General features: G+C 42.8%; 18 protein-coding genes. 11 read left to right on the top strand and 7 right to left on the bottom strand.

From position 1 onward, the window contains the following. Nucleotides 1–82 precede the first annotated feature (82 nt). Nucleotides 83–538, bottom strand: coding sequence for an outer membrane lipoprotein (locus tag AC3CHU_RS05450; protein WP_488525199.1), 456 nt, complete (start codon nt 536–538; stop codon nt 83–85). A gap of 53 nt (nt 539–591) precedes the next feature. Here AC3CHU_RS05450 and aat point away from each other — a divergent pair, with 53 nt between their 5' ends. The 3 genes from aat to infA all read left to right on the top strand — a co-directional run bounded on the left by aat (nt 592) and on the right by infA (nt 2,300). Then, nucleotides 592–1,305: a leucyl/phenylalanyl-tRNA--protein transferase gene (gene aat / locus AC3CHU_RS05445; RefSeq protein ID WP_017078161.1), complete on the top strand. Its 714-nt coding sequence runs from the start codon at nt 592–594 to the stop codon at nt 1,303–1,305. Then, entirely contained in the window at nt 1,302–2,000 is a 699-nt protein-coding gene (locus tag AC3CHU_RS05440) for an arginyltransferase (protein WP_146455908.1), read from the top strand. Before aat ends, AC3CHU_RS05440 begins: the two co-directional genes overlap by 4 nt. An 81-nt stretch (nt 2,001–2,081) precedes the next feature. Next, nucleotides 2,082–2,300, top strand: a complete 219-nt coding sequence (gene infA, locus AC3CHU_RS05435) for a translation initiation factor IF-1 (RefSeq protein WP_001040192.1) — start codon at nt 2,082–2,084, stop codon at nt 2,298–2,300. Nucleotides 2,301–2,567: 267 nt separating this feature from the next. Here infA and clpA read toward each other — a convergent pair whose 3' ends face one another. Both clpA and clpS read right to left on the bottom strand, forming a co-directional pair. Further along, entirely contained in the window at nt 2,568–4,841 is a 2,274-nt protein-coding gene (clpA, locus tag AC3CHU_RS05430; protein WP_004736550.1) for an ATP-dependent Clp protease ATP-binding subunit ClpA, read from the bottom strand. A gap of 39 nt (nt 4,842–4,880) precedes the next feature. After that, complete coding sequence (gene clpS / locus AC3CHU_RS05425; RefSeq protein ID WP_004736549.1) at nt 4,881–5,201, bottom strand: ATP-dependent Clp protease adapter ClpS; 321 nt, start codon at nt 5,199–5,201, stop codon at nt 4,881–4,883. Nucleotides 5,202–5,787: 586 nt separating this feature from the next. Here clpS and cspD point away from each other — a divergent pair. Further along, complete coding sequence (gene cspD, locus AC3CHU_RS05420; protein ID WP_004736548.1) at nt 5,788–6,009, top strand: cold shock domain-containing protein CspD; 222 nt, start codon at nt 5,788–5,790, stop codon at nt 6,007–6,009. A gap of 364 nt (nt 6,010–6,373) precedes the next feature. Here cspD and AC3CHU_RS05415 read toward each other — a convergent pair whose 3' ends face one another. Next, nucleotides 6,374–8,599: an NADP-dependent isocitrate dehydrogenase gene (locus tag AC3CHU_RS05415; protein ID WP_488525198.1), complete on the bottom strand. Its 2,226-nt coding sequence runs from the start codon at nt 8,597–8,599 to the stop codon at nt 6,374–6,376. A 321-nt stretch (nt 8,600–8,920) separates the two neighbouring features. Between AC3CHU_RS05415 and AC3CHU_RS05410 the strand changes: the two genes are divergently transcribed. After that, a complete protein-coding gene (locus AC3CHU_RS05410; RefSeq protein ID WP_016768423.1) occupies nt 8,921–9,649 on the top strand; it encodes a pseudouridine synthase in 729 nt (242 codons plus the stop codon). 63 nt (nt 9,650–9,712) lie between these two features. Here the strand turns inward: AC3CHU_RS05410 and AC3CHU_RS05405 are convergent, their stop codons facing one another. Both AC3CHU_RS05405 and AC3CHU_RS05400 read right to left on the bottom strand, forming a co-directional pair. After that, a complete protein-coding gene (locus AC3CHU_RS05405) occupies nt 9,713–10,420 on the bottom strand; it encodes a DUF2057 family protein (RefSeq protein WP_488525197.1) in 708 nt (235 codons plus the stop codon). Nucleotides 10,421–10,497: 77 nt separating this feature from the next. Next, nucleotides 10,498–11,490, bottom strand: a complete 993-nt coding sequence (locus AC3CHU_RS05400) for a porin (RefSeq protein WP_488525196.1) — start codon at nt 11,488–11,490, stop codon at nt 10,498–10,500. A gap of 512 nt (nt 11,491–12,002) precedes the next feature. On the opposite strand from AC3CHU_RS05400, the gene dinG reads away from it, so the two are divergent. The 5 genes from dinG to AC3CHU_RS05375 all read left to right on the top strand — a co-directional run bounded on the left by dinG (nt 12,003) and on the right by AC3CHU_RS05375 (nt 16,971). Then, nucleotides 12,003–14,078, top strand: a complete 2,076-nt coding sequence (dinG, locus tag AC3CHU_RS05395) for an ATP-dependent DNA helicase DinG (RefSeq protein WP_488525195.1) — start codon at nt 12,003–12,005, stop codon at nt 14,076–14,078. A gap of 128 nt (nt 14,079–14,206) precedes the next feature. After that, entirely contained in the window at nt 14,207–14,986 is a 780-nt protein-coding gene (locus AC3CHU_RS05390; protein ID WP_004736543.1) for a sulfite exporter TauE/SafE family protein, read from the top strand. Nucleotides 14,987–15,008: 22 nt separating this feature from the next. Continuing rightward, entirely contained in the window at nt 15,009–15,557 is a 549-nt protein-coding gene (locus tag AC3CHU_RS05385; protein ID WP_029405213.1) for a primosomal replication protein, read from the top strand. Continuing rightward, nucleotides 15,547–15,717 carry a pleiotropic regulatory protein RsmS gene (gene rsmS / locus AC3CHU_RS05380; RefSeq protein ID WP_171314139.1) on the top strand — a complete coding sequence of 57 codons (171 nt, stop codon included), beginning with the start codon at nt 15,547–15,549 and terminating at the stop codon, nt 15,715–15,717. The genes AC3CHU_RS05385 and rsmS overlap by 11 nt, the downstream gene beginning before the upstream one ends. Before the next feature lie 120 nt (nt 15,718–15,837). After that, nucleotides 15,838–16,971 carry a ribosomal protein uL16 3-hydroxylase gene (locus AC3CHU_RS05375; RefSeq protein WP_488525194.1) on the top strand — a complete coding sequence of 378 codons (1,134 nt, stop codon included), beginning with the start codon at nt 15,838–15,840 and terminating at the stop codon, nt 16,969–16,971. Nucleotides 16,972–17,153: 182 nt separating this feature from the next. On the opposite strand, the gene AC3CHU_RS05370 is transcribed toward AC3CHU_RS05375, so the two are convergent. Continuing rightward, nucleotides 17,154–19,271 carry a methyl-accepting chemotaxis protein gene (locus tag AC3CHU_RS05370; protein ID WP_488525193.1) on the bottom strand — a complete coding sequence of 706 codons (2,118 nt, stop codon included), beginning with the start codon at nt 19,269–19,271 and terminating at the stop codon, nt 17,154–17,156. Between the two features lie 499 nt (nt 19,272–19,770). On the opposite strand from AC3CHU_RS05370, the gene emrD reads away from it, so the two are divergent. After that, a complete protein-coding gene (gene emrD, locus AC3CHU_RS05365) occupies nt 19,771–20,976 on the top strand; it encodes a multidrug efflux MFS transporter EmrD (protein ID WP_029405212.1) in 1,206 nt (401 codons plus the stop codon). The last annotated feature ends 19 nt before the right edge of the window (nt 20,977–20,995 follow it).

The raw sequence follows: 20,995 nt of genomic DNA, 5'->3' as shown, positions 1-20,995 counted from the left end.
GACTAACGAACTTTTACAATGAACTCCAGAGCTAATCCCCTCGATAAAGGCGATTAATTAGCCAACTAAACACATTTACATACTAGTACGCGAGATCAACTCGGACGCCGTCTGAAAAATAGAGAATTCGCACATCATCACCTCGGTTAAACAACATCGAGCTATCGACGTCTTGAATGATGTTAACCAACTTGTCATCTTTAGTTTTGACCAATAATTCGACGAGCTTATATTCCACTTTGTATTGTGTGTTACCTCGATTGCGAGCAATCCCGGCGCCCGCCACAGCACCGACGGCCGTTGCGACTTCTTTGCCGGTACCGCCACCAAATTGATTACCAATCAAGCCACCAATCGCCGCACCTAACAAGGTTTCCCAACCATTCGCTTTCGACTCTACGATCTCTTGTTGGGTAATGTATCTGACCGTGTCAATCTCACCATAAACGACCTCATTGACCGGTCGAGCTTGGTTTCTGTTGTAAGCTGCATTTGCCAACATGGGCAAAACAAGTAAAATCCAAAGCAACTTTTTCATGGTAAAACTCCTAAAGACCTCTTGGTCAGTGATTAATCTGTAACGCGGTACTTATGACTATATACCTAACCGAACTTGATACTACTAGTATAGAGTTTCCTTCGCCTTTCGACGCGCTTGATGAACCTAACGGTCTGCTCGCCTTCGGTGGTGATTTGTCACCCATGCGAATTTTAAACGCTTATAGCCAAGGTATATTTCCATGGTACGGCCCAGGGGAGCCTATACTTTGGTGGAGCCCAGCACCACGAGCGGTATTTAATCCTAAGACATTCGAACCGTCAAAAAGTCTTAAAAAGTTTCAAAGAAAGCATAATTACCGTGTCAGCATCAACCAAGCGACAGACAAAGTGATTGGCTACTGCTCCTCGCTAAGACCCGAAGAAGAAACTTGGCTAAACGGTGACATGCAGTCAGCGTACCGCGAACTTTCTTCATTAGGCTTCTGCCACTCCGTTGAGGTTTGGCAAGGCGACGAGCTTATCGGCGGACTTTACGGTTTGCAAAGAGGCCAAGTCTTTTGTGGTGAATCGATGTTTAGTCTGAAGACCAATGCCTCTAAAATTGCACTGTGGTACTTTTGTGAACACTTTACACGATTCGGAGGAAAACTCATCGATTGCCAAGTCATGAACCCTCATTTGGAATCCTTGGGCGCTATCGAAGTAGAAAGAGATGAGTTCCTTAGTGCTTTGAAAATACTTAAAGAAAATCAACTTAGCGATGGATGTTTTAAATCACAATGGCTAGAGGGAACGCCTTCATGAGTTCAGATTTACAACAAATCAGAATTGGATTGACCGATAACCATGCTTGCAGCTACCTGCCACATCTTGAAGAAAGAGTGGCGGTCACGCTTGATGAACACATGCATACTTCAGATAATTATGAAGTCCTGCTCGCCAACGGATTTCGCCGCAGTGGATCGACCATTTATAAGCCACATTGCGATAATTGCTCTGCGTGCCAAGCTATTCGCCTCTCGATTCCCGAGGTCAAGTTTTCCAAAAGCCAACGACGAATCCTCAACAAAGCCAAATCACTACGTTGGGAATTGAAAGACGAGATGGATGACAACTGGTTTGACTTATATAGTCGCTATATAACCGCTCGTCACCGTTCGGGAACCATGTATCCCCCAAAAAAAGAAGAGTTTCTACAATTCTCTAAAAATGAATGGCTTGCCACAAAGTTCATGCACATCTATGATGATAGCCAGTTAGTCGGCATCGCCGTCACTGATGTGATGTCTCACTGCACAAGCGCATTTTACACCTTCTTCGATCCTGATATCGACATCTCTATGGGAACACTAGGTGTTCTGTTTCAAATCCAGCACGCCCAGAAAGAACAGAAACAGTGGTTATATTTGGGTTATCAAATCGATGAATGTCCTGCGATGAACTATAAAGTACGATTTCAACGTCATCAAAGGCTAGTAAATCAGCGGTGGCAAGGGTAGAATACGCGACAACTTTACATATTTTGATTTTAACGGCACAATCAAGCCGTTGAAAACCGCCAAATTTCGAAAGAGGATTAGATGGCTAAAGAAGACGTAATCGAGATGCAAGGCACGGTCCTTGATACTCTACCAAACACGATGTTCCGTGTTGAGCTTGAAAACGGTCACGTAGTGACAGCACACATCTCTGGTAAAATGCGTAAAAACTACATCCGTATTCTTACTGGTGATAAAGTAACTGTTGAGATGACTCCATACGACCTTTCTAAAGGCCGCATCGTCTTCCGTGCTCGTTAATTTTTAATTACCGAATACGATAAGAAGCGGAGCTTTATGCTCCGTTTTTTATCGCCTGAACTTTTTACCACTCCAACAACACCAATCTCGCATCTCGCATCTCGCATCTCGCATCTCGCATCTCGCATCTCGCATCTCGCATCTCGCATCTCGCATCTCGCAAGCATAAAAAAACGCACAACCGAAGTCATGCGTTTATTATCGTGATTAGCTGTACCGCGCTCTCAATAAGCAGTCAGCAACAGCTTAAGCTGTTAAGAAATAGGCTTAATGCATAACCTCTTCTTTAGCACCAACATAGATGAAATCTAGATCGTCTTTTATCAGGGATACTTTAACCGTACCGCCGTCAACCAAACTACCAAACAGTAATTCATTAGCAAGAGGCTTTTTAAGCTTCTCTTGAATCACTCGTCCCATAGGACGCGCACCCATAGTCTTGTCATAACCTCTTTCAGCTAACCAATGACGAGCATCCTCAGAAACTTCTAAAGACACGCCACGAGCGTCCAGTTGAACCTGAAGCTCAACAATGAACTTGTCGACAACTTGGTTAATCACACTTGGATCAAGGCTGTTGAACCAAATGACATTATCAAGACGGTTACGGAACTCAGGTGTAAATACCTTTTTGATTTCACCCATCGCGTCTGGCGCATGATCTTGTTGGATCAAACCGATCGATTTCTTCTCAGTTTCAGCAACACCAGCATTGGTCGTCATCACAAGGATCACGTTACGGAAATCCGCTTTACGACCGTTGTTGTCAGTTAGCGTGCCGTTGTCCATCACCTGTAGTAACAAGTTAAAGATATCTGGGTGAGCCTTCTCTATCTCATCAAGTAACACAACAGAGTGTGGATTCTTGATTACAGCATCAGTGAGCAGACCACCTTGGTCATAACCAACATAACCAGGAGGAGCACCGATCAAACGGCTCACAGAGTGACGCTCACCGTACTCAGACATGTCAAAGCGCAACAGTTCAATACCCATCAACTTAGACAGCTGTACAGTCACCTCTGTTTTACCGACACCAGTAGGACCAGCGAATAGGAATGAACCAACAGGTTTATTGTCTGCACCCAATCCTGCACGAGTCAGCTTAATCGCTTCGCTCAATACATCGATCGCTGGGTCTTGTCCGAATACCAACATTTTCATGCGGTCATCCAGTTTCTGTAACGTATCTTTGTCTGAAGATGATACTGACTTCTCAGGAATACGAGCCATTTTCGCGACCATTGACTCAATATCAGCCACGCTTACCGTTTTCTTACGACGGCTTGCTGGTGCCAAACGACTACGAGCGCCGGCTTCATCAATCACGTCAATTGCCTTATCTGGAAGGTGACGTTCATTAATGTATTTAGCTGACAACTCCACAGCGGCACGCAACGCTTTGTTGGTGTAACGCACTTCGTGGTGAGCTTCGTATTTTGGCTTCAAACCGATCAGAATCTTGGTTGTGTCATCTAACGATGGTTCAATAATATCAATTTTCTGGAAGCGACGAGCTAAAGCACGCTCCTTCTCAAAAATGCTGCTGTACTCTTGGTATGTCGTTGAGCCGATGCAACGTAATTTACCGCTGCTTAGTAGTGGCTTAATTAAGTTTGCCGCATCAACCTGACCACCCGATGCTGCACCGGCACCAATAATGGTGTGGATCTCATCAATGAATAGGATTGCGTCTTCTTCTTTCTCTAGTTGCTTAAGAATCGCTTTAAAACGTTTCTCAAAGTCACCACGGTATTTGGTCCCAGCTAGAAGTGAACCAATATCTAAAGAATAAATCACACTACTCTGAATGATTTCAGGTACTTGACCTTCAACAATACGCCATGCAAGACCTTCAGCGATTGCGGTCTTACCTACCCCCGCTTCACCCACTAACAAAGGGTTGTTTTTACGACGACGACATAGAACTTGAACCGTACGCTCAAGCTCTTTATCACGCCCGATAAGCGGGTCGATATTACCTTGTTTCGCCACTTCGTTAAGGTTAGTTGCAAAGTTTTCTAGACGATCTTCAGAGTTAGCTTCTTCTGCATTCTCTGCACCACCAAATGAATCAGACGGTGATGAACTATCACCTTCGTTACTGGCTTTGGTAATGCCATGAGAAATAAAGTTAACAATATCTAAGCGACTAATGTCGTTTTTCTTAAGTAAATATGCCGCATGAGATTCTTGCTCACTGAAAATAGCCACAAGTACATTTGCACCTGTAACTTCGCTACGACCTGAAGACTGAACATGAAAAACAGCGCGTTGAAGTACTCGTTGGAAGCTCAGTGTAGGCTGAGTCTCACGAGTCTCGTCACTTTCTGGGATTAGTGGGGTTGTTTGATCGATAAAAATATCGAGCTCATTGCGAAGAGCATCGAGATCAGCCTGACAAGCTTGGAGCGCTTCCTTGGCCGCATCATTTTCTAATAATGCTAGTAGGAGGTGTTCGACAGTCATGAATTCATGTCGCTTGTCTCGCGCACGAGCAAATGCACCATTTAAACTCGTCTCTAATTCTTTATTTAGCATAAGTACCTCCTAAGGGAACAACAGTGTTGTTCGAGCAATTTATACTTGCTCCATTGTACATAGTAGCGGATGCTCATTTTCCTTTGAGTACATCTTTACTTGCGCTACCTTTGTTTCCGCTATTTCAGCACTGTATGTGCCGCATATAGCTTTACCTTCATAATGAACCTTGAGCATCACTTCCGTTGCTTGTTCGATATCTAGTGAGAAGAATCGCTCTAGGATCTCGATTACAAAGTCCATAGGCGTGTAGTCATCGTTATTCAATACAACGTTATACATCGCCGGTGGCTTTACTTTTGTCTCTTCTTTCTCCAGTAAATCTGAGCCTGGAGATGCCCATTCAAAGTTTCTGCTCATATCGCTTTGCTAAGAGTTATTTTTCGGAAGTCGTGAGTGTTACGTCATTCAAATTTACCACATTCACGCATTACGGTGTACTAAGAAACTGCACCGAGAAACAGTACCAAAAAAAATTCCTCTATACTGAGCCTAATCCACCATTTCCATCGCTGCAAATAAAAGATCTCTATTAACAGGATTAACATATGTGATTGATTAAAAAGACACCATAACTATTGATGCTAACGATAAGATCACCGCTAAGTTACTATTTAGTTAATAGTTTGCAGTTAATCTCGAATGTGATTTGTTATTAAAATTGATCACTTTTATACCAATTTACTATTGACTGAGCTCAATCATTAGCTACATTGGAGCTAAAAGGTTTTTCTGATACAACTTTATAACAAGATTCAAAATCGAGTAATACGCGTTAAGAATGAACAATAAGGAATAATTACGCAGGGTAGCGTTAATTTCCGTAAGCAATGTATGAGATTCAAGCTATCAGCTGAAATTCTTTAGTTGATAGGAATAATATCAATCGCACTTACAACAATTGATATAACAACGTTAGTAACAAAATGCATGAGGGATGTATAGCATGGCTACAGGTACAGTAAAATGGTTTAACAATGCCAAAGGGTTTGGCTTTATTTGTCCAGAAGGTGAAGACGGCGATATTTTCGCGCACTACTCCACAATACAGATGGAAGGTTATCGAACCTTAAAGGCAGGTCAGCAGGTCGACTATGAAGTAGAAAGTGGACCTAAAGGCTCGCACGCTAGCTCTGTTGTTCCTGTAGAAGGCAGCGCCGCTAAATAGGCGATGGCCAAATCATGTTGACCTCCATCAGCCCTAATTAACGGCTGACAGGTAAGCAGAATATTGAAACCGCTCATTTGATACCCCTAATACAGGATTAAATGAGCGGTTTTTCGATCTAGAAGCTATAACGTTGCTCACAATACGATTCGCTCGAGGATGTTTGCCGCCAAGGTACTTCTAGGTCTAGGTCTAGGTCTAGGTCTAGGTCTAGGTCTAGGAAAGCATTATGAATAAACAAAAAAGACGCTTTAACGTTATCGTTAAAGCGTCTTTCGTTTTGTCTTAGTCTATGACTTAACTGTCAGACCAAGCAACTCGTTAGTAAATCATGACCATAATTTGCTAACGGTGAGTCTAATCACTATGCGTCAATGAATGCGTTCAGTGTTGAACTTGGACGCATTAGTGATGAAACCAATGCATCATCAAGTAAGTAATAACCACCTAAATCACCTGCTGGACCTTGAGCGTTGTTTAGCTCAGCAACGATAGCTTCTTCACTTTCAGCCAATTGACTTGCCACACCTGCAAACTCAGCAGCAAGGTCAGCGTCAACCGTTTGCTCAGCAAGCGCTTTAGCCCAGTATGCTGCTAGGTAGTAATGGCTACCACGGTTATCAAGCTCACCTACTCGACGTGAAGGAGATTTGTTTTTATCTAGGAACTCGCCCGTCGCTTTATCAAGCGCGTCAGCTAGAACTTGTGCCTTAGCATTGCCAGTGACTACGCTTAGGTGCTCTAGAGATGCCGCTAATGCCAAGAATTCACCTAAAGAATCCCAACGCAGGTGGTTTTCTTTCTCTACTTGTTGCACGTGCTTAGGAGCAGAACCGCCAGCACCTGTTTCAAACAGACCGCCACCGTTCATTAGTGGAACAATCGATAGCATTTTAGCTGACGTACCAAGCTCTAGAATTGGGAATAAATCCGTTAGGTAGTCACGTAATACGTTACCTGTAACAGAAATAGTATCTAGACCTTCTTTGATACGAACCAATGAATACTGAGTTGCTTCAAGTGGAGCAAGGATCTTGATTTCAAGACCATCAGTATCGTATTCAGGAAGGTAAGCTTCTACTTTCTCAATAAGCTGAGCGTCATGTGCGCGAGACGCGTCTAGCCAAAAGACCGCTGGAACACCCGATGCACGAGCACGAGTAACCGCTAGCTTAACCCAATCTTGAATTGGTGCATCTTTAACCTGACACATACGGAAGATATCACCTTCCTCTACGTCTTGCTCAAGAAGCACTGAACCTGAAGCGTCTACAACTTGAACCTGACCAGCAGCTTCAAGGATGAAAGTCTTATCATGAGAACCGTACTCTTCCGCTTTTTGAGCCATTAGACCAACGTTTGGTACACTGCCCATCGTTGTAGGGTCGAAAGCACCGTTCTCTTTACAGAAATCAATAACCGCTTGGTAGATGCTCGCGTAGCTACGATCTGGAATCATTGCTTTCGTGTCTTTTTGCTTACCTTCTGGATCCCACATTTGACCTGAAGAACGTAACATTGCAGGCATAGATGCATCAACAATGATATCACTTGGAACGTGTAGGTTAGTAATACCGCGGTCTGAGTCAACCATCGCTAGTGGAGGCTGAGTTTCATATACTGCTTGTAGGTCAGCTTCGATTGCCTGTTTCTGATCTTGAGGAAGTGCAGCGATTTTTGCGTATACATCGCCGATGCCGTTATTTACATCAACACCTAACTCGTTGAACAGTTGACCGTGTTTAGCGAATACATCTTTGTAGTAAACCTTAACCGCGTGACCAAAAATCACTGGGTCAGACACTTTCATCATCGTCGCTTTCATGTGAAGAGAAAGCAGTACGCCTTGCTCTTTAGCCGATGCGATTTCTTTCTCAAAGAACGCAACCAAAGCAGCTTTGTTCATCACTGACGCATCAATGATCTCTTTATCTTGCAGTGCAAAAGCTGGCTTCAGTGTTTTCTTCGCGCCATCTTTGCCAACAAATTCGATGCTCACTTTTGTAGCACCTTCAATCGTTACTGACTTTTCGCTACCGAAGAAGTCTTTGTCGTCCATACTTGAAACGTGCGACTTAGAATCTGCAGACCATGCACCCATTGAGTGTGGGTTCTTCTTCGCATAGTTCTTAACTGAAAGTGGAGCACGGCGATCCGAGTTACCTTCACGTAGTACAGGGTTTACTGCACTACCTTTGATTTTATCGTAAGTCGCTTTAACGGCTTTCTCTTCGTCAGTGTTTGCTTCTTCTGGGTAATTAGGAAGTGCGTAACCTTTTGACTGTAGCTCTTTGATCGTTACTTGAAGCTGAGGTACAGATGCAGAAATGTTTGGAAGCTTGATAATGTTCGCTTCTGGTGTCTTAGCCAATTCACCTAGTTCTGCTAATGCATCACCAATACGTTGCTCTTCGTTCAAATAGTCAGGGAAGTTGGCAATAATGCGCCCTGCAAGTGAAATGTCGCGAGTATCAACGTTAATACCAGAAGAAGCTGTAAAAGATTGAATGATTGGCAGTAGAGAATAAGTTGCTAGCGCCGGAGCTTCATCTGTAATGGTATAGATGATCGTTGGTTTTTCAGTAGGCATGAAATTTCCCTATAGTTCTTACAAGCTCATTTAAAATAGTGAGCATGTTATAAATTGACCAGTAAGCCACTCAAAGAGTGAAAACTGCTTACTCGATAGTCGTACTCTATCTTATTTTTCATGCAATCTTGATGACAGCATGAACCAAATCCGTGAGTGCGTTGTTATAATAAAACACGAAGGTATAATTAAACAAATCAGGCTTAAGAGTCCATCAACTTGTTCTATTTTGTGTCTTTTAGGCGCGCAAATGATAGCTCAATTCCGTTTCAGTGAAAACTTTTCAGCACACTTCGTTTACATTTTTGCAAGGTAGTTAACATGTCTACTCGCTCACACAGCGTATCTCGTTCAGACAAACCAGCTCGTGCTGGTGCAACATTAAAACAAAGCGGTAATAGACAAAACCGAAGCAGTGATAAAAATAACACGGGTAGTTCGCATAAAAAATCGCACTCGAGTAAGCACCGATATAAAAGCAAACCTACCAACGTGAAACCTAAGGTGGCAATCGAAGATCGCAAAGTCATTTTGTTCAACAAGCCTTTCGATACTCTCAGCCAGTTCACTGATGGCGAAGGGAGAAAAACACTCGCCGACTTTATTCCTGTTAAAGATGTTTACGCGGCGGGTCGACTAGATCGCGACAGCGAAGGGTTAATGGTCTTGACCAACGATGGCATCTTCCAAGCTAAGTTAACTCAACCAAACTCAAAATCACCAAAGACTTACTGGGTGCAGGTTGAAGGCGCACCTTCTGAGGAAGATTTAGATAAATTGAGAAAAGGCGTGGAGCTAAAAGACGGAATGACATTGCCTGCTCAGGTTGAGGTGATGTCTGAACCTGTTGTGTGGGAAAGAACCCCTCCAGTGCGTTTCAGAGCCGCAATACCGACAACATGGTTAGCGATTACTATCATTGAAGGGCGTAACCGTCAGGTAAGACGAATGACAGCAAATATCGGCTTCCCTACCCTGCGTCTTATCCGCTATTCAATGGGCAATATGAATGTGGGGCAACTGCAGCCTGGTGAGTGGAAAGAGATTTAACTCATAGCAATATATTAAAGCGAGATATTTATTATGTCTCGCTTTTTTGTACATAAAGATTGATTACTCTTGGTCAATCATCCACTTACGGAATTCTTTGCGGTCTTCTTTTGAAGTGCTCAGATACAAAGCTTTAAGTTGTTTCAAAGACTCCAATTTGTCAACAACCTGAGTAGACGTATTAGCCGTTACACCTTCAGCGTTTACTAGCGTGTTTTCTTGTAAACTTGTAGCATTAACCTTAACTGCAGGACGAACTTGGTTTTCTACAACTAAATAACTCATGGTTACAGCAGCAGCACCACCAACTTTATTATATTCTGTAGCTTCTTCAGAGTAACTTCTATTTAGTTGAACTCCGTCACTAGCTAAAATGTCTTCATTTTTGATTAAGGCTTGTCCTTGCTTGTTTTTAATTTCCCAATTCAAATTTTCAATGTTTTCTTGAGCAGAACGAAAGTTTTTAAACTCAGGCATAGATAAGGTAAGTTCTTCGTTTTTTGCCTCAAATTTAGCGATAATAACAGAACTGTAGACTTTCCTTTGATTATCTCTTTCATCAAATACTGGTTCATATTGAAAAACGATTTGGTTTACACCATCAGGTAAAAGCACTGTCTTATCTGCAGAAAACAACCCTTGTTCAAAGTCAGGAGCACTCATGTTTACTGAAAGTAAATTTACATTTTCAGGAACATCCAATATTACTTCGGCATCAACTACTGTAGAAGCAACTAACAGCCCCAAAAAAGAATATTTGAAACTTTGCATTATTGTATCCATCCTTATAAAAAATAGGCAAAAAAAAGCCCAACTCTATGTTGGGCTTTTTCTAACAAAATATCAAATTACCAGTAAACACGAGCACCGATACCGAAATTGTTTTCGCCATCAACAGTTTGAGGCGCTACAACCATGTCACTACCTTGAGCGTTGAAACCTAGAGTACTACCGTCTGCATAACCATACTCAGCATATACACGTGCCCAGCTAGCGTACTTGTATTCAACACCAACGTAAACTACGTTACTGTCTTCTAATAAATCGTGGTCTTGAGATACGAATTCATAACCACCATATACTGTTGTTTTATCAGCAACGCCATACATAGCAGCTACTGAGAAACCTGTTTGGTCTGCTTTATCAATAGCAGATTCAACAGAAGATGCCGCAACAGTTGCACCAACTGTTAGAACATCTTTAGAGTACTCAACAGTACCTTCGTAGTATGTGTTCTCAAGGCCTGTAAAACCAGAACCAGCTACATCATCAGTTGTTTGACCACCACCAACGTGGATATTTACGTCACCAACAGAAAAACCAACGTAAAGTTCAGCTAGCTCTTGATTAGAATCATCTTCTGCTAATCCGTATCCTGCTTTTACCCAGAAGTTATCAGAATCGAAAGAATACTTTACTTGTGAGTCATGAAGAGCACCGTTCAAAGTAGAGTAAAGCAGTGCAGAACCACCAAAGAAGTAAGAGTAATCAGCACCGTATACATCATCTGATGTGGTCCATTGCTTACCAAATTTGATTGTTCCTGCTTGTTCGCTGCTAAAGCCAAAAATGTGGTTACGTACATACATGTCGCCACTGTCTTTCAGTGCAAATTCTACTTTACCAAGAACTTTAAGATCATCAGATACATTGTATTGAGCGTCAACACCAGCACGTGAAGAACCTGAACCTAATTTGGCATCTTGCCCGTCTAGGAACTTAAGCTCTGTACGTAGTTGACCGTAAAAGTCTACTGCGCCGTCTTCTGATTTAAATATTTCCGCTGCGTTTACTGAACCAGCTGCTGTCATAACTGCTAGTGCTAATAGAGTCTTTTTCATAATAAATCCACTGCCTTTTCTAAGAATGGGAGATCCTTGCCCGGTTCCCTTTTATTTTTATGACTGGTCATTACCACTCTTTGTTGGTTAATCACCGTCACTAAATTTCGAGGTCTAGATTGCAAAAGATTATCCTGCGTGTCAAATAAACTAAAAACATATCTAAAAAAAACACAAATCAATGACAATCAAAGACTTACATTTTTTTTCATTGTTTTACGAGTAACTTATCCTTAGTTTTATCAGGAAATATAATAATATAAAAAAAGAACATAACAGAATTTAAAACTAGCTATTAATGAAAATGGATAATAAATTAGAATTTAACACCTACAAGCCAGTCTTTTTTAATATTTATATTTCACAACATAAATAAAATCGTTAAGTTCCTGATGGTTCAGTTTTTTTTTGTGAACGAGATCTACCTTTGATTCAAAAGCAAGCTATTTCGCCGCAAATGTACCGACTAGTGATATGTGCTACTATCCTCGCTCCGTTATGTAGGTCACAGTATGCTAACTACTAAAATTCAAAAATCCATTCGCACCAGTTATCAAAACCTCCAAGATCAGTTGGACAACTTTGTACCTCGACGTGCTCAAAATTACCTAGTTGCAGAAATAGCTAAGACACTTTGTGGTCAATACCACAAAAGTAATCGTATGATTGTTGCCGAGGCGGGAACAGGAATCGGGAAATCACTCGCCTATCTCATGGCAACGATTCCTGTCGCTGTGCTAAATAATCGAAAAATCATCATTTCGACAGCTACGGTTGCCTTACAAGAACAACTCGTCAATAAAGATCTCCCTCTATATAGAAGACTTACTGATAGAGAGTTTTCTTTTATATTAGCGAAAGGAAGACAGCGTTATTGTTGCTCCGAGAAGTTAGCCGCTGCTTGTGGGGTTGATGGTGGACAAATGGCGATGTTCGAATCTAAGCCAAAGAAGAAAGACATCGAACAACTTCAGACCATGTATCGTAGCTTGGCTCAAGGTAAATGGGACGGTGATCGCGACTCCTGGCCAAAACCTGTCGACAATATGATCTGGCAAATGATCGTCAGTGATAAGCATAGCTGTAACAACAGTATGCCTACACATAGAGACTGCCCTTTCCAAAAAGCTCGATCAGAGCTGGATAAAGCAGACGTGATTATCGCCAATCACAGTTTAGTGATGGCTGATGCTGACCTTGGTGGCGGCGTGATACTGCCCGAGCCAGAAAATAGCATCTATATATTCGATGAAGCTCACCATTTACCGCATGTAGCCAGAGATCACTCCTCTGCAGCTGCGAGCTTAAAAGGCGCGGCATCGTGGTTAGAACGTTTGAATCAATCCATCACTAAGCTTTCAGGCCTCGCCGACGAGAAACGTGTACATCGATTTAGAAATGAACTGCAAAACTCAGTGCAACAGCTAATCCCTACCCTGACTCAAATGAGCAAACAGTTTGATGCTAGCCACTTTGAAGACGGCTTGTATCGCTTCGAGCATGGCGACTTACCTGATTGGCTAGAGAATGAATCTAAAGATCTCAAGCAACTCACACAAAAGGCGAGCCAAGCCGTTGCGAAGATTGCAGACCTGATTGCAGAACGTGTTAAAGACGGAGAGCTTTCAGCAAAACTGGCGGAGCCTGCGCTTGCAGAAATTGGCTTTTATATACAAAGAACAGAGAACCTTGCCCAAGTTTGGCGTTTAATGGCAGAGCCGAAACGAGAGAAAGGTGCGCCTTTAGCGCGTTGGCTTGAACTGAATAAAGAAAGTGAAGGCGATTTCGTTGTGAATGTTTCGCCACTAGAGGTTGGTTGGCAACTGGACCAACAGATCTGGAGTCGTTGTGTTGGTGCAGTACTCGTTTCTGCGACAATGAGAGCACTCAACTCCTTCAACTTTTTCTGCCATCAAGCTGGTATCAGTCAAAAAGCCGAAGACGGTGTACAATTTCTTGCTTTGGCATCGCCGTTTGATTATCAGAACCAAGCTGAGCTGGTTGTTCCTGCAATGAAGTACGAACCACAAGCACCTCAGTTTACTGAATATCTTATTGAAATATTGCCTAAGGTAATAGAAGACAACAAAGCCAATCTCGTTTTATTCTCTTCTTATTGGCAAATGAATAAAGTTGCAGAAGCTTTGGCAACAGATTTCGTTAAAAAGTCGTGGGCATTGCAGGTTCAAGGTGATACTTCACGAACCGAAATCCTAAAAAAACATAAAAAGCTGATAGATCAAGGTAAAACCAGCGTCCTTTTTGGAACGGGTAGCTTTTCTGAAGGTCTTGATCTACCTGGTGAGCTACTTGAAAACCTCGTTATTACCAAGATTCCTTTTGGTGTTCCTACCTCTCCTGTAGAGCGAGCACATTCAGAATATATTGAATCACGCGGCGGTAATCCTTTTATGCAGATTACTGTTCCAGAAGCGAGTAAAAAGCTTATTCAATCTGTGGGTAGATTGCTGCGTAAAGAACGAGATTCTGGTAGAGTCACGATCCTTGATAGACGCATAGTCACGAAGCGATACGGGAAATCCCTACTCGATTCGCTACCGCCTTTTAAAAGAACAATAAAATACTAATTTTACTGCCCTCAAGGTAGTTATGGGCCTGTCATCGCTAGGCCCTTGCATTCACAACCCAACATGACTAATCCATTGATTATTCATGTGGCTGCCCTAACAGCCGATAACGAGAACACTAGCTATTTATGGAAATGATTGAGCCAACCATGTTGGTCATACTTGCCTTGGTTGCATTTGCAGCAGGCTTTATCGATGCTGTCGCCGGTGGCGGAGGGATGTTAACGGTCCCAGCTTTACTATCGCTTGGTTTACCGCCACATATTGCACTCGGAACTAATAAGCTGGCCGCAACGTTTGCCTCATCAACTGCTGCTTTTACTTACTATCGTAAGAAACTGTTCAAACCTGAATGTTGGACCAATGCATTCATATCGACATTAATAGGTGCAACAATCGGCACCCTGACTGTTGATGCCATTAGTACAGAGTGGTTAGAGAAGGTATTGCCATTAGTTATTCTTGCCGCTGCTGTCTATACGATTTTTCATAAAACTCCGGATGTGAGCCATAATGTGTCTCCTAAACCGTGTCCGGTACTTAAAAGAAAACAAAAGTACCAAGGATTCATTCTTGGCTTTTATGATGGTGTTGCAGGCCCAGGTACTGGCGCGTTTTGGACAGTGAGTTCTATGGCGCTTTATCGCTTAAATATCTTACTGGCTTCTGGTTTGTCTAAAGCGATGAACTTCACTAGCAACTTCACCTCTTTGGTGACCTTTGCGATTCTCGGTCATATTGATTGGGTTCTAGGTTTAACCATGGGGCTTTGTTTGATGGCTGGTGCATTTGTTGGAGCACATTCTGCTATTCGCTTTGGTGCTACATTTATACGACCTGTCTTTGTGACTGTTGTGAGTGTCCTTGCGATTAAACTGGCTTACGAAGCGTGGTTTGTAAACTTATAGCCACCAGCCAATGGGAAGCGAAATGAACCATTTTTCAAATCTTAAAAGTGTACTGGATACCTTAATTGGGCACAGTTCTCAGGTCGACAAAGCCCGCGGTGCTTATCATCAAGCCTTGTTTGACCGAACCTTATTTAAGTGCAGCTCTTCTATTTTACTGCCCTACGCACTTGAAACTCAAACAACGTACAACACCATTATTCGTGAACAAGCGACAAATCAACTGACCGCATCTCGGGCCAACTACCTGACGGAAAAGCTGACTAACCAGATAGCTGCAATCCAAAGGGAGCTCGCTAACCATGATTTACGCTTAGACCGAAAAAGTAAGTCAGGAAAAAATCTCAACGACCTATACAACGAACTCGCTCAGCACCAAGATTGGCAAAAGCGACTGGTCGATTTAGTACGAGTACGAAAGTTAGCGTTTGATTCTGCGCCTCGCCACAGTAAGAAAAAAGCGGACGAGGCTTGGCAATTAGCAAAAGAACGATTAGAACGCTGTGAAGACTCAATGAAAAATATTGAGAGACTGATTAACTTAGAGAACCCTAAGCGAAATGAACACTGAAAACACATCATCACCACTGGATAATGCGCCAGAAGAAGTCAAGTTAGCTGTCGACCTGATCTATCTGCTCGAAAGCAACGAAATCGACCCAAAAGTGGCGTTAGAAGCAATTAAGATTGTCCAACAAGATTTACAAGCCAAACTAGCATCTAGCATCTAGCATCTAGCATCTAGCATCTAGCATCTAGCATCTAGCATCTAGCATCTAGCATCTAGCATCTAGCATCTAGCATCTAGCATCTAGCATCTAGCATCTAGCATAAAAACATACAGGATTCACATGTACCAACTTAGCTTTTCTATGCCCGAATTTCTTGAAAACTACTGGCATAAAAAACCAACCATCTTAAAAGGTGGCTTCCAAGACTTCGTCGACCCAATTTCGCCGGAAGAACTTGCTGGTTTATCGATGGAAGAAGAAGTGGATTCTCGCTTTGTCTCTAACCTCGACAACCAATGGACTGCAGAACATGGTCCATTCTCAGAAGAGAAATTTGGCGAGCTAACTGAAACACATTGGCAATTGATCGTTCAAGCAGCGAACCACTGGCACCAAGGTGCAAATCAGCTGACTGAAGCGTTCCAAGCCTTACCAAACTGGTTATTCGACGATCTAATGATCTGCTACTCAGCACCAGAAGGCGGCGTAGGCCCACATATTGATCAATACGACGTATTCATCATTCAAGGCCAAGGTAAACGTCAATGGAAGGTTGGCGCGAAAGATGTTGGCCAATACAAAGAGACAGTCCAAGCTTCTGCACTTCGTCAAATAGAAGGCTTTGAGCCAATCATTGATGAAACCTTAGAGCCAGGCGATATCCTCTATATCCCACCGGGCTTCCCACATGAAGGCAACACGTTAGAACCGTCAATGAGCTACTCTATTGGCTATCGCTCCCCTAAAGAACAAGAGCTAATCAGCAACTTCGCCGATTTTGTACTTGCTCATGATATGGGTGACGTTCATCTTCACGATCCAGAATTCAAAACGCAAGATGGTTACGGCAAGATTCGTTCATCGGATTTAAGCAATCTAACTGATATGTTGAAATCTGCATTAGAGCAACCTGAAACCATCAGCGAATTCATGGGATGTTTGCTAAGCCAATCACGCCACCAGCTTGATATCGTCGCTCCTGAGCCATTATGGACAGAAGGAGAGATCGCTCAGCACTTAGAGTCAGAAGGCGAGATCTGTCGAGTATCGGGCTTAAAAGCGCTCTACCATGAGAATGAAAGCAACACGGCTTACATCAATGGTGAAGTGGTCAAGGTTGAAGAAGCGGATTCATCGCTACTAAACGTACTGTGTGATGACTCGGTGATTAACTCAGCAACCACTTTGACTCCTTCAGGTGTAACTGTCGTGACTGAATTGGTAAATAAAGGTTACTGGTTTATCGAAGACTAACTTGGTTAATTGGTTTCGATGAATATCACCGAGCCCTAGAACCTAATAGCCTAATAGCCTAATAGCCTAATAGCCTTAGAAAAACAGAAAAGGGACAAATGAAATCTTCATTTGTCCCTTTTTCGATTCAACCGTTAGCTAAACTTAAATAGCCAAACCGTGAACTACTAGACCTTCAACTACTAGACCTTGAATTGATTCACCAATTTCTGTTGCTGTTGAGATAGTTGCTCGATTTCGCTGCCCACTTGCTCAGAAGCTGCAGCTTGTTCCAAAATTTTCGCACTTAAGTCGCGAATGTTAACCACACTTTGATTCACTTCACCGGAAACCGATTGCTGCTCTTCTGCTGCTCTCACGATCTGGCTATTCATATCGCTGATCTCTTCAATTGAAGTGAAAATCGAACCAAGATCTTCAACTGCATTTTGAACATGTAACGCAGTATCGTTGGCTAAGATATTACCTTCTTGTATCGCTTCAACAACATCTTGAGTTCCAGCATGAACCTTGTCGATCACCGCTCTGATTTCACCAACCGATGATTGTGTACGACTTGCTAAGTTTCTTACCTCATCAGCTACAACAGCAAAACCTCGCCCTTGCTCACCTGCCCTCGCCGCTTCAATCGCCGCATTCAATGCTAGTAAGTTGGTTTGCTCTGAGATCCCTTCAATAACACTTAAGATTTCGGTGATGTTACCGTTATTTTTAGCCAACTCTTCAACAATAGGAACAGCGCTCGACATACGCTCCACCAGCTTTCTCATTTCTCCAGCTGAGAGCTCGATGACTTGTTGCCCTTGTCGAGCAGAACGGTTCGCTTCACAAGCAGCATCAACTGCAACTTCTGCATTTTGTACCACTAAGCCAGCTGTCTGAGTCATCTCTTCTGCGGCTGTTGCCACTAGATCGACTTCTTTAAATTGAGATTCACTGCTTTCACGTGTACTTGATGCTGATGCCTTAGCTTGGCTTGTCGTGCTCGCCACTTGCTCAGTGGTTTGAATCACTTCTTTAATCGTGTGCTGAAGCTTGTCTAAGAACAGGTTAAACCCTTGTGATAACTGACCAATTTCGTCTTGAGATTTCACTTCCAAACGCTGAGTCAAATCACCTTCACCAGAAGCGATATCATTGAGCCTTTCGACTACCTGTCGGATAGGCTTAACAATAGACAATGAAGAAAACGCGATAATAGCTAAACCAAAAAGAATAAAGATGACGCCTGCAATCACTTCCGTTTGGATGCCTTCGCTTACTTTAGTACTAATGATTGAATCCAATCGGTTAGCATCGGCAACCACGCTCTCACGCGGGATCTCAAACAACACGCCCCAAGTTTGGTTGGCTGCGAAAACAGGCGCGAATGCGAGTAACCACTCACCATTCTCACTCCATTGAGTCGTCACCTCACCACCAAAGATAAAGTCAGTCATCAAGTCGCCGTTTGTGTTTTCACTTTGGAAATTAGAACCAACAGCAATGCTTTTATCATCAGAAGCGATAACAGAACCGTCTAGGCTCACAACATAAGCCGCACCAGCGCCATTAAATAAGCTTTGATCAGATTGAGTCACAACATTGACCAAACCATCAAGCCTTAAATCGATCCCCAGGAAACCGATGGCAACATCATCAACCAAGATAGGCACTGAAATTGAAGAGGTAAGTAATGCAGTACCACCGCTGTTCACGACTCGTGGAGTACTTATACACGTTTGCCCTGAAGACAAAGGACAATAAAAGCGTTCGCTATTACTATCATCGCTCAAGATAGGTTCTGACAGAACGTTCGCTAGAACATTTTCGCCGTTATCCGCCACCTTCCAATAAGGAGCAAAACGACCTTTTTCATTAGATCCAACATAGTCCGCATCGACATAATTCGCATCTTCACCATCAAGTAAATCAGGTTGGAAAACTAAATATGCACCTTGAATAGAATCAAAGTTCAAAACTGAGCGACGAACCATTTCATCTAACGCAGTACGAAGCTCTTCACTTGGGGTAAAGTTTTCATCCGCATTGTTCTTTAGAAACTGAGCACTGGCTGCTAACATTTCTGCGCGGTAAACCGCTTCGTCTACATAGCGTTGAGTTTCTTGAGCATTAAGCTGAGAAACAGACGCCAACAACTGCTGAGTTTTATTGATAACTGATTCTGAGCTTTGAGATTTGATGACTTGTTGGTTACTGGTCGCGTTATAGATTGAAAAACCAATAAGAGACAGTGAAGTAATGATTAGACAGCAGCCTGCAAGCAGGGTGATTTTCCACTGTACCGATAGTGAGCGCATTTAATATCCTTATTTAAGCCAAAAGACTTCCATAACCGTAACTACCACATTGAAATGAATTGAAGAGCACAATGTAAATAAGTTTGACGAATAGCTTAGCGGATAATTACAGCACAAATTGCTTACATATAAAACGAAAGTTTACATAAATGTTAATAGACCGTGTCTTTTGCCTTTTTTCTGTGATTTCAACTAAATGTATTAACGCCATCATGGGCCATGTAACTATTGAACTAACACTTTAGGCATAACCATAGCATCGAAATTTCTAGGAAAAACATTCCCCCTTTTGAACGTTGAGAACACAGCAACTTCGGATTAGTTTTAATAATCCAAACTATAGATTTTTATCTTGATCAACCTCACACTTTTTGATTGCTAACTCGGCACTCAACCTCTAATATCTCGCGCCTAGATTCCCTGAACACTTTATTCATTTGGCTCTCCTCAAAGGAGCGCTAAGGCTTTTTACGTCTTTAATTTTTGGAGAGAAACGCAAATGTCTGCCTCGTTTCCATTAGCGAAACTTACCTTTTTAATCGCTATTCTGACTGCCGTAGGTCAAATGACTCAAACGATGTACGTGCCTTCTATCGGTCATATGTCGGGTGAGTTCTTAGTTTCGGCATCTTCACTGCAAGCAGTGATGGCGTGTTACTTGATCCCTTATGGTCTGTCGCAATTTGTCTACGGTCCACTTTCTGATCGCCTAGGTCGTAAACCGATCATCGTGATTGGTTTGATCATCTACATCATCGGCACTCTGGTGGCATTGTTCGCTCACGAGTATGAATGGTTCTTAGCGGGTAGCTTTATCCAAGGTTTGGGTATCGGTTGTGGCGGTGCGATGTCTCGTACATTGACTCGCGACTGTTTTGAAGGCGCAGAACTACACCGTGCAAACAGCTTGATTAGCATGTGTGTGATTTTCTCACCATTGATGGCTCCTGTATTGGGCGGTTACCTAACAGAAGCTTTCGGCTGGCGTTCTAGCTACTTATTCCTTGCACTGTTTGGTATTGCTGTTGTGATCACGATGATGACGAGCATGATGGAAACACTACCGAAAGAACGACGCAAGCATGAATCAGTTGCCAACAGCTACAAATTCGTTCTGTCTGACAAACGTTTCCAAGGTTTCTTATTGGTATTAGTCGCAACCTTTGCTGGCGTAGCGGTATTCGAAGCAGCGGCAGGCGTGCTGCTTGGCGGCGTACTTGGCTTACCAGCAACCACAGTAAGCTTGTTGTTTGTCTTACCCATTCCGGGTTACTTAGTCGGTGCAGGCCTATCTAGTTACATCGCACAACGTCGCAGTGAGCGCCGTGTACTGAATGTTGGTCTAGTTGCTATCTTGGTAGGCTCAACAGTGGTATTGATACCGGGTCTATTCGGTCAAACAACAGCATTAACTTTGATTGGCGGTGCAACGATTTACTTCTTAGGCGCTGGTATCTTATTTCCAGCAGCAACAACGGGAGCGCTTTCGCCATTCCCATTCCACGCAGGTACAGGGGGCGCGATCCTCGGTGGTATGCAAAATCTAGGTGCTGGCATCGCAACACTATTGGCATCGTTCTTCCCTGCTCAAGACCAACTGCCACTCGGTTGCTTGATGATTGCAATGTCATTCATCGCCATGCTTGGTTTACGTTGGGTTAATCGTAAACCTGACCACTCAAACGAAATGCCATTAGCTATCTAAAGTAAAACTCGAACCCAGC

The organism is Vibrio sp. QJM3NY_39 (assembly GCF_057785895.1).
Note: the sequence above shows the minus strand (reverse complement) of the source record. Positions and strands in the feature narration are given on the sequence as shown.

Excerpts from the sequence above, each read along its gene's own strand:
- AC3CHU_RS05450 (WP_488525199.1), bottom strand. The coding sequence starts at position 538 with ATGAAAAAGTTGCTTTGGATTTTACTTGTTTTGCCCATGTTGGCAAAT.
- AC3CHU_RS05440 (WP_146455908.1), top strand. The coding sequence starts at position 1,302 with ATGAGTTCAGATTTACAACAAATCAGAATTGGATTGACCGATAACCAT.
- clpA (WP_004736550.1), bottom strand. The coding sequence starts at position 4,841 with ATGCTAAATAAAGAATTAGAGACGAGTTTAAATGGTGCATTTGCTCGT.
- AC3CHU_RS05390 (WP_004736543.1), top strand. The coding sequence starts at position 14,207 with ATGGAAATGATTGAGCCAACCATGTTGGTCATACTTGCCTTGGTTGCA.
- rsmS (WP_171314139.1), top strand. The coding sequence starts at position 15,547 with ATGAACACTGAAAACACATCATCACCACTGGATAATGCGCCAGAAGAA.
- emrD (WP_029405212.1), top strand. The coding sequence starts at position 19,771 with ATGTCTGCCTCGTTTCCATTAGCGAAACTTACCTTTTTAATCGCTATT.
- AC3CHU_RS05410 (WP_016768423.1), top strand. The coding sequence starts at position 8,921 with ATGTCTACTCGCTCACACAGCGTATCTCGTTCAGACAAACCAGCTCGT.
- AC3CHU_RS05375 (WP_488525194.1), top strand. The coding sequence starts at position 15,838 with ATGTACCAACTTAGCTTTTCTATGCCCGAATTTCTTGAAAACTACTGG.
- AC3CHU_RS05400 (WP_488525196.1), bottom strand. The coding sequence starts at position 11,490 with ATGAAAAAGACTCTATTAGCACTAGCAGTTATGACAGCAGCTGGTTCA.
- dinG (WP_488525195.1), top strand. The coding sequence starts at position 12,003 with ATGCTAACTACTAAAATTCAAAAATCCATTCGCACCAGTTATCAAAAC.
- AC3CHU_RS05385 (WP_029405213.1), top strand. The coding sequence starts at position 15,009 with ATGAACCATTTTTCAAATCTTAAAAGTGTACTGGATACCTTAATTGGG.
- AC3CHU_RS05405 (WP_488525197.1), bottom strand. The coding sequence starts at position 10,420 with ATGCAAAGTTTCAAATATTCTTTTTTGGGGCTGTTAGTTGCTTCTACA.
- aat (WP_017078161.1), top strand. The coding sequence starts at position 592 with ATGACTATATACCTAACCGAACTTGATACTACTAGTATAGAGTTTCCT.
- AC3CHU_RS05415 (WP_488525198.1), bottom strand. The coding sequence starts at position 8,599 with ATGCCTACTGAAAAACCAACGATCATCTATACCATTACAGATGAAGCT.
- infA (WP_001040192.1), top strand. The coding sequence starts at position 2,082 with ATGGCTAAAGAAGACGTAATCGAGATGCAAGGCACGGTCCTTGATACT.
- AC3CHU_RS05370 (WP_488525193.1), bottom strand. The coding sequence starts at position 19,271 with ATGCGCTCACTATCGGTACAGTGGAAAATCACCCTGCTTGCAGGCTGC.
- clpS (WP_004736549.1), bottom strand. The coding sequence starts at position 5,201 with ATGAGCAGAAACTTTGAATGGGCATCTCCAGGCTCAGATTTACTGGAG.
- cspD (WP_004736548.1), top strand. The coding sequence starts at position 5,788 with ATGGCTACAGGTACAGTAAAATGGTTTAACAATGCCAAAGGGTTTGGC.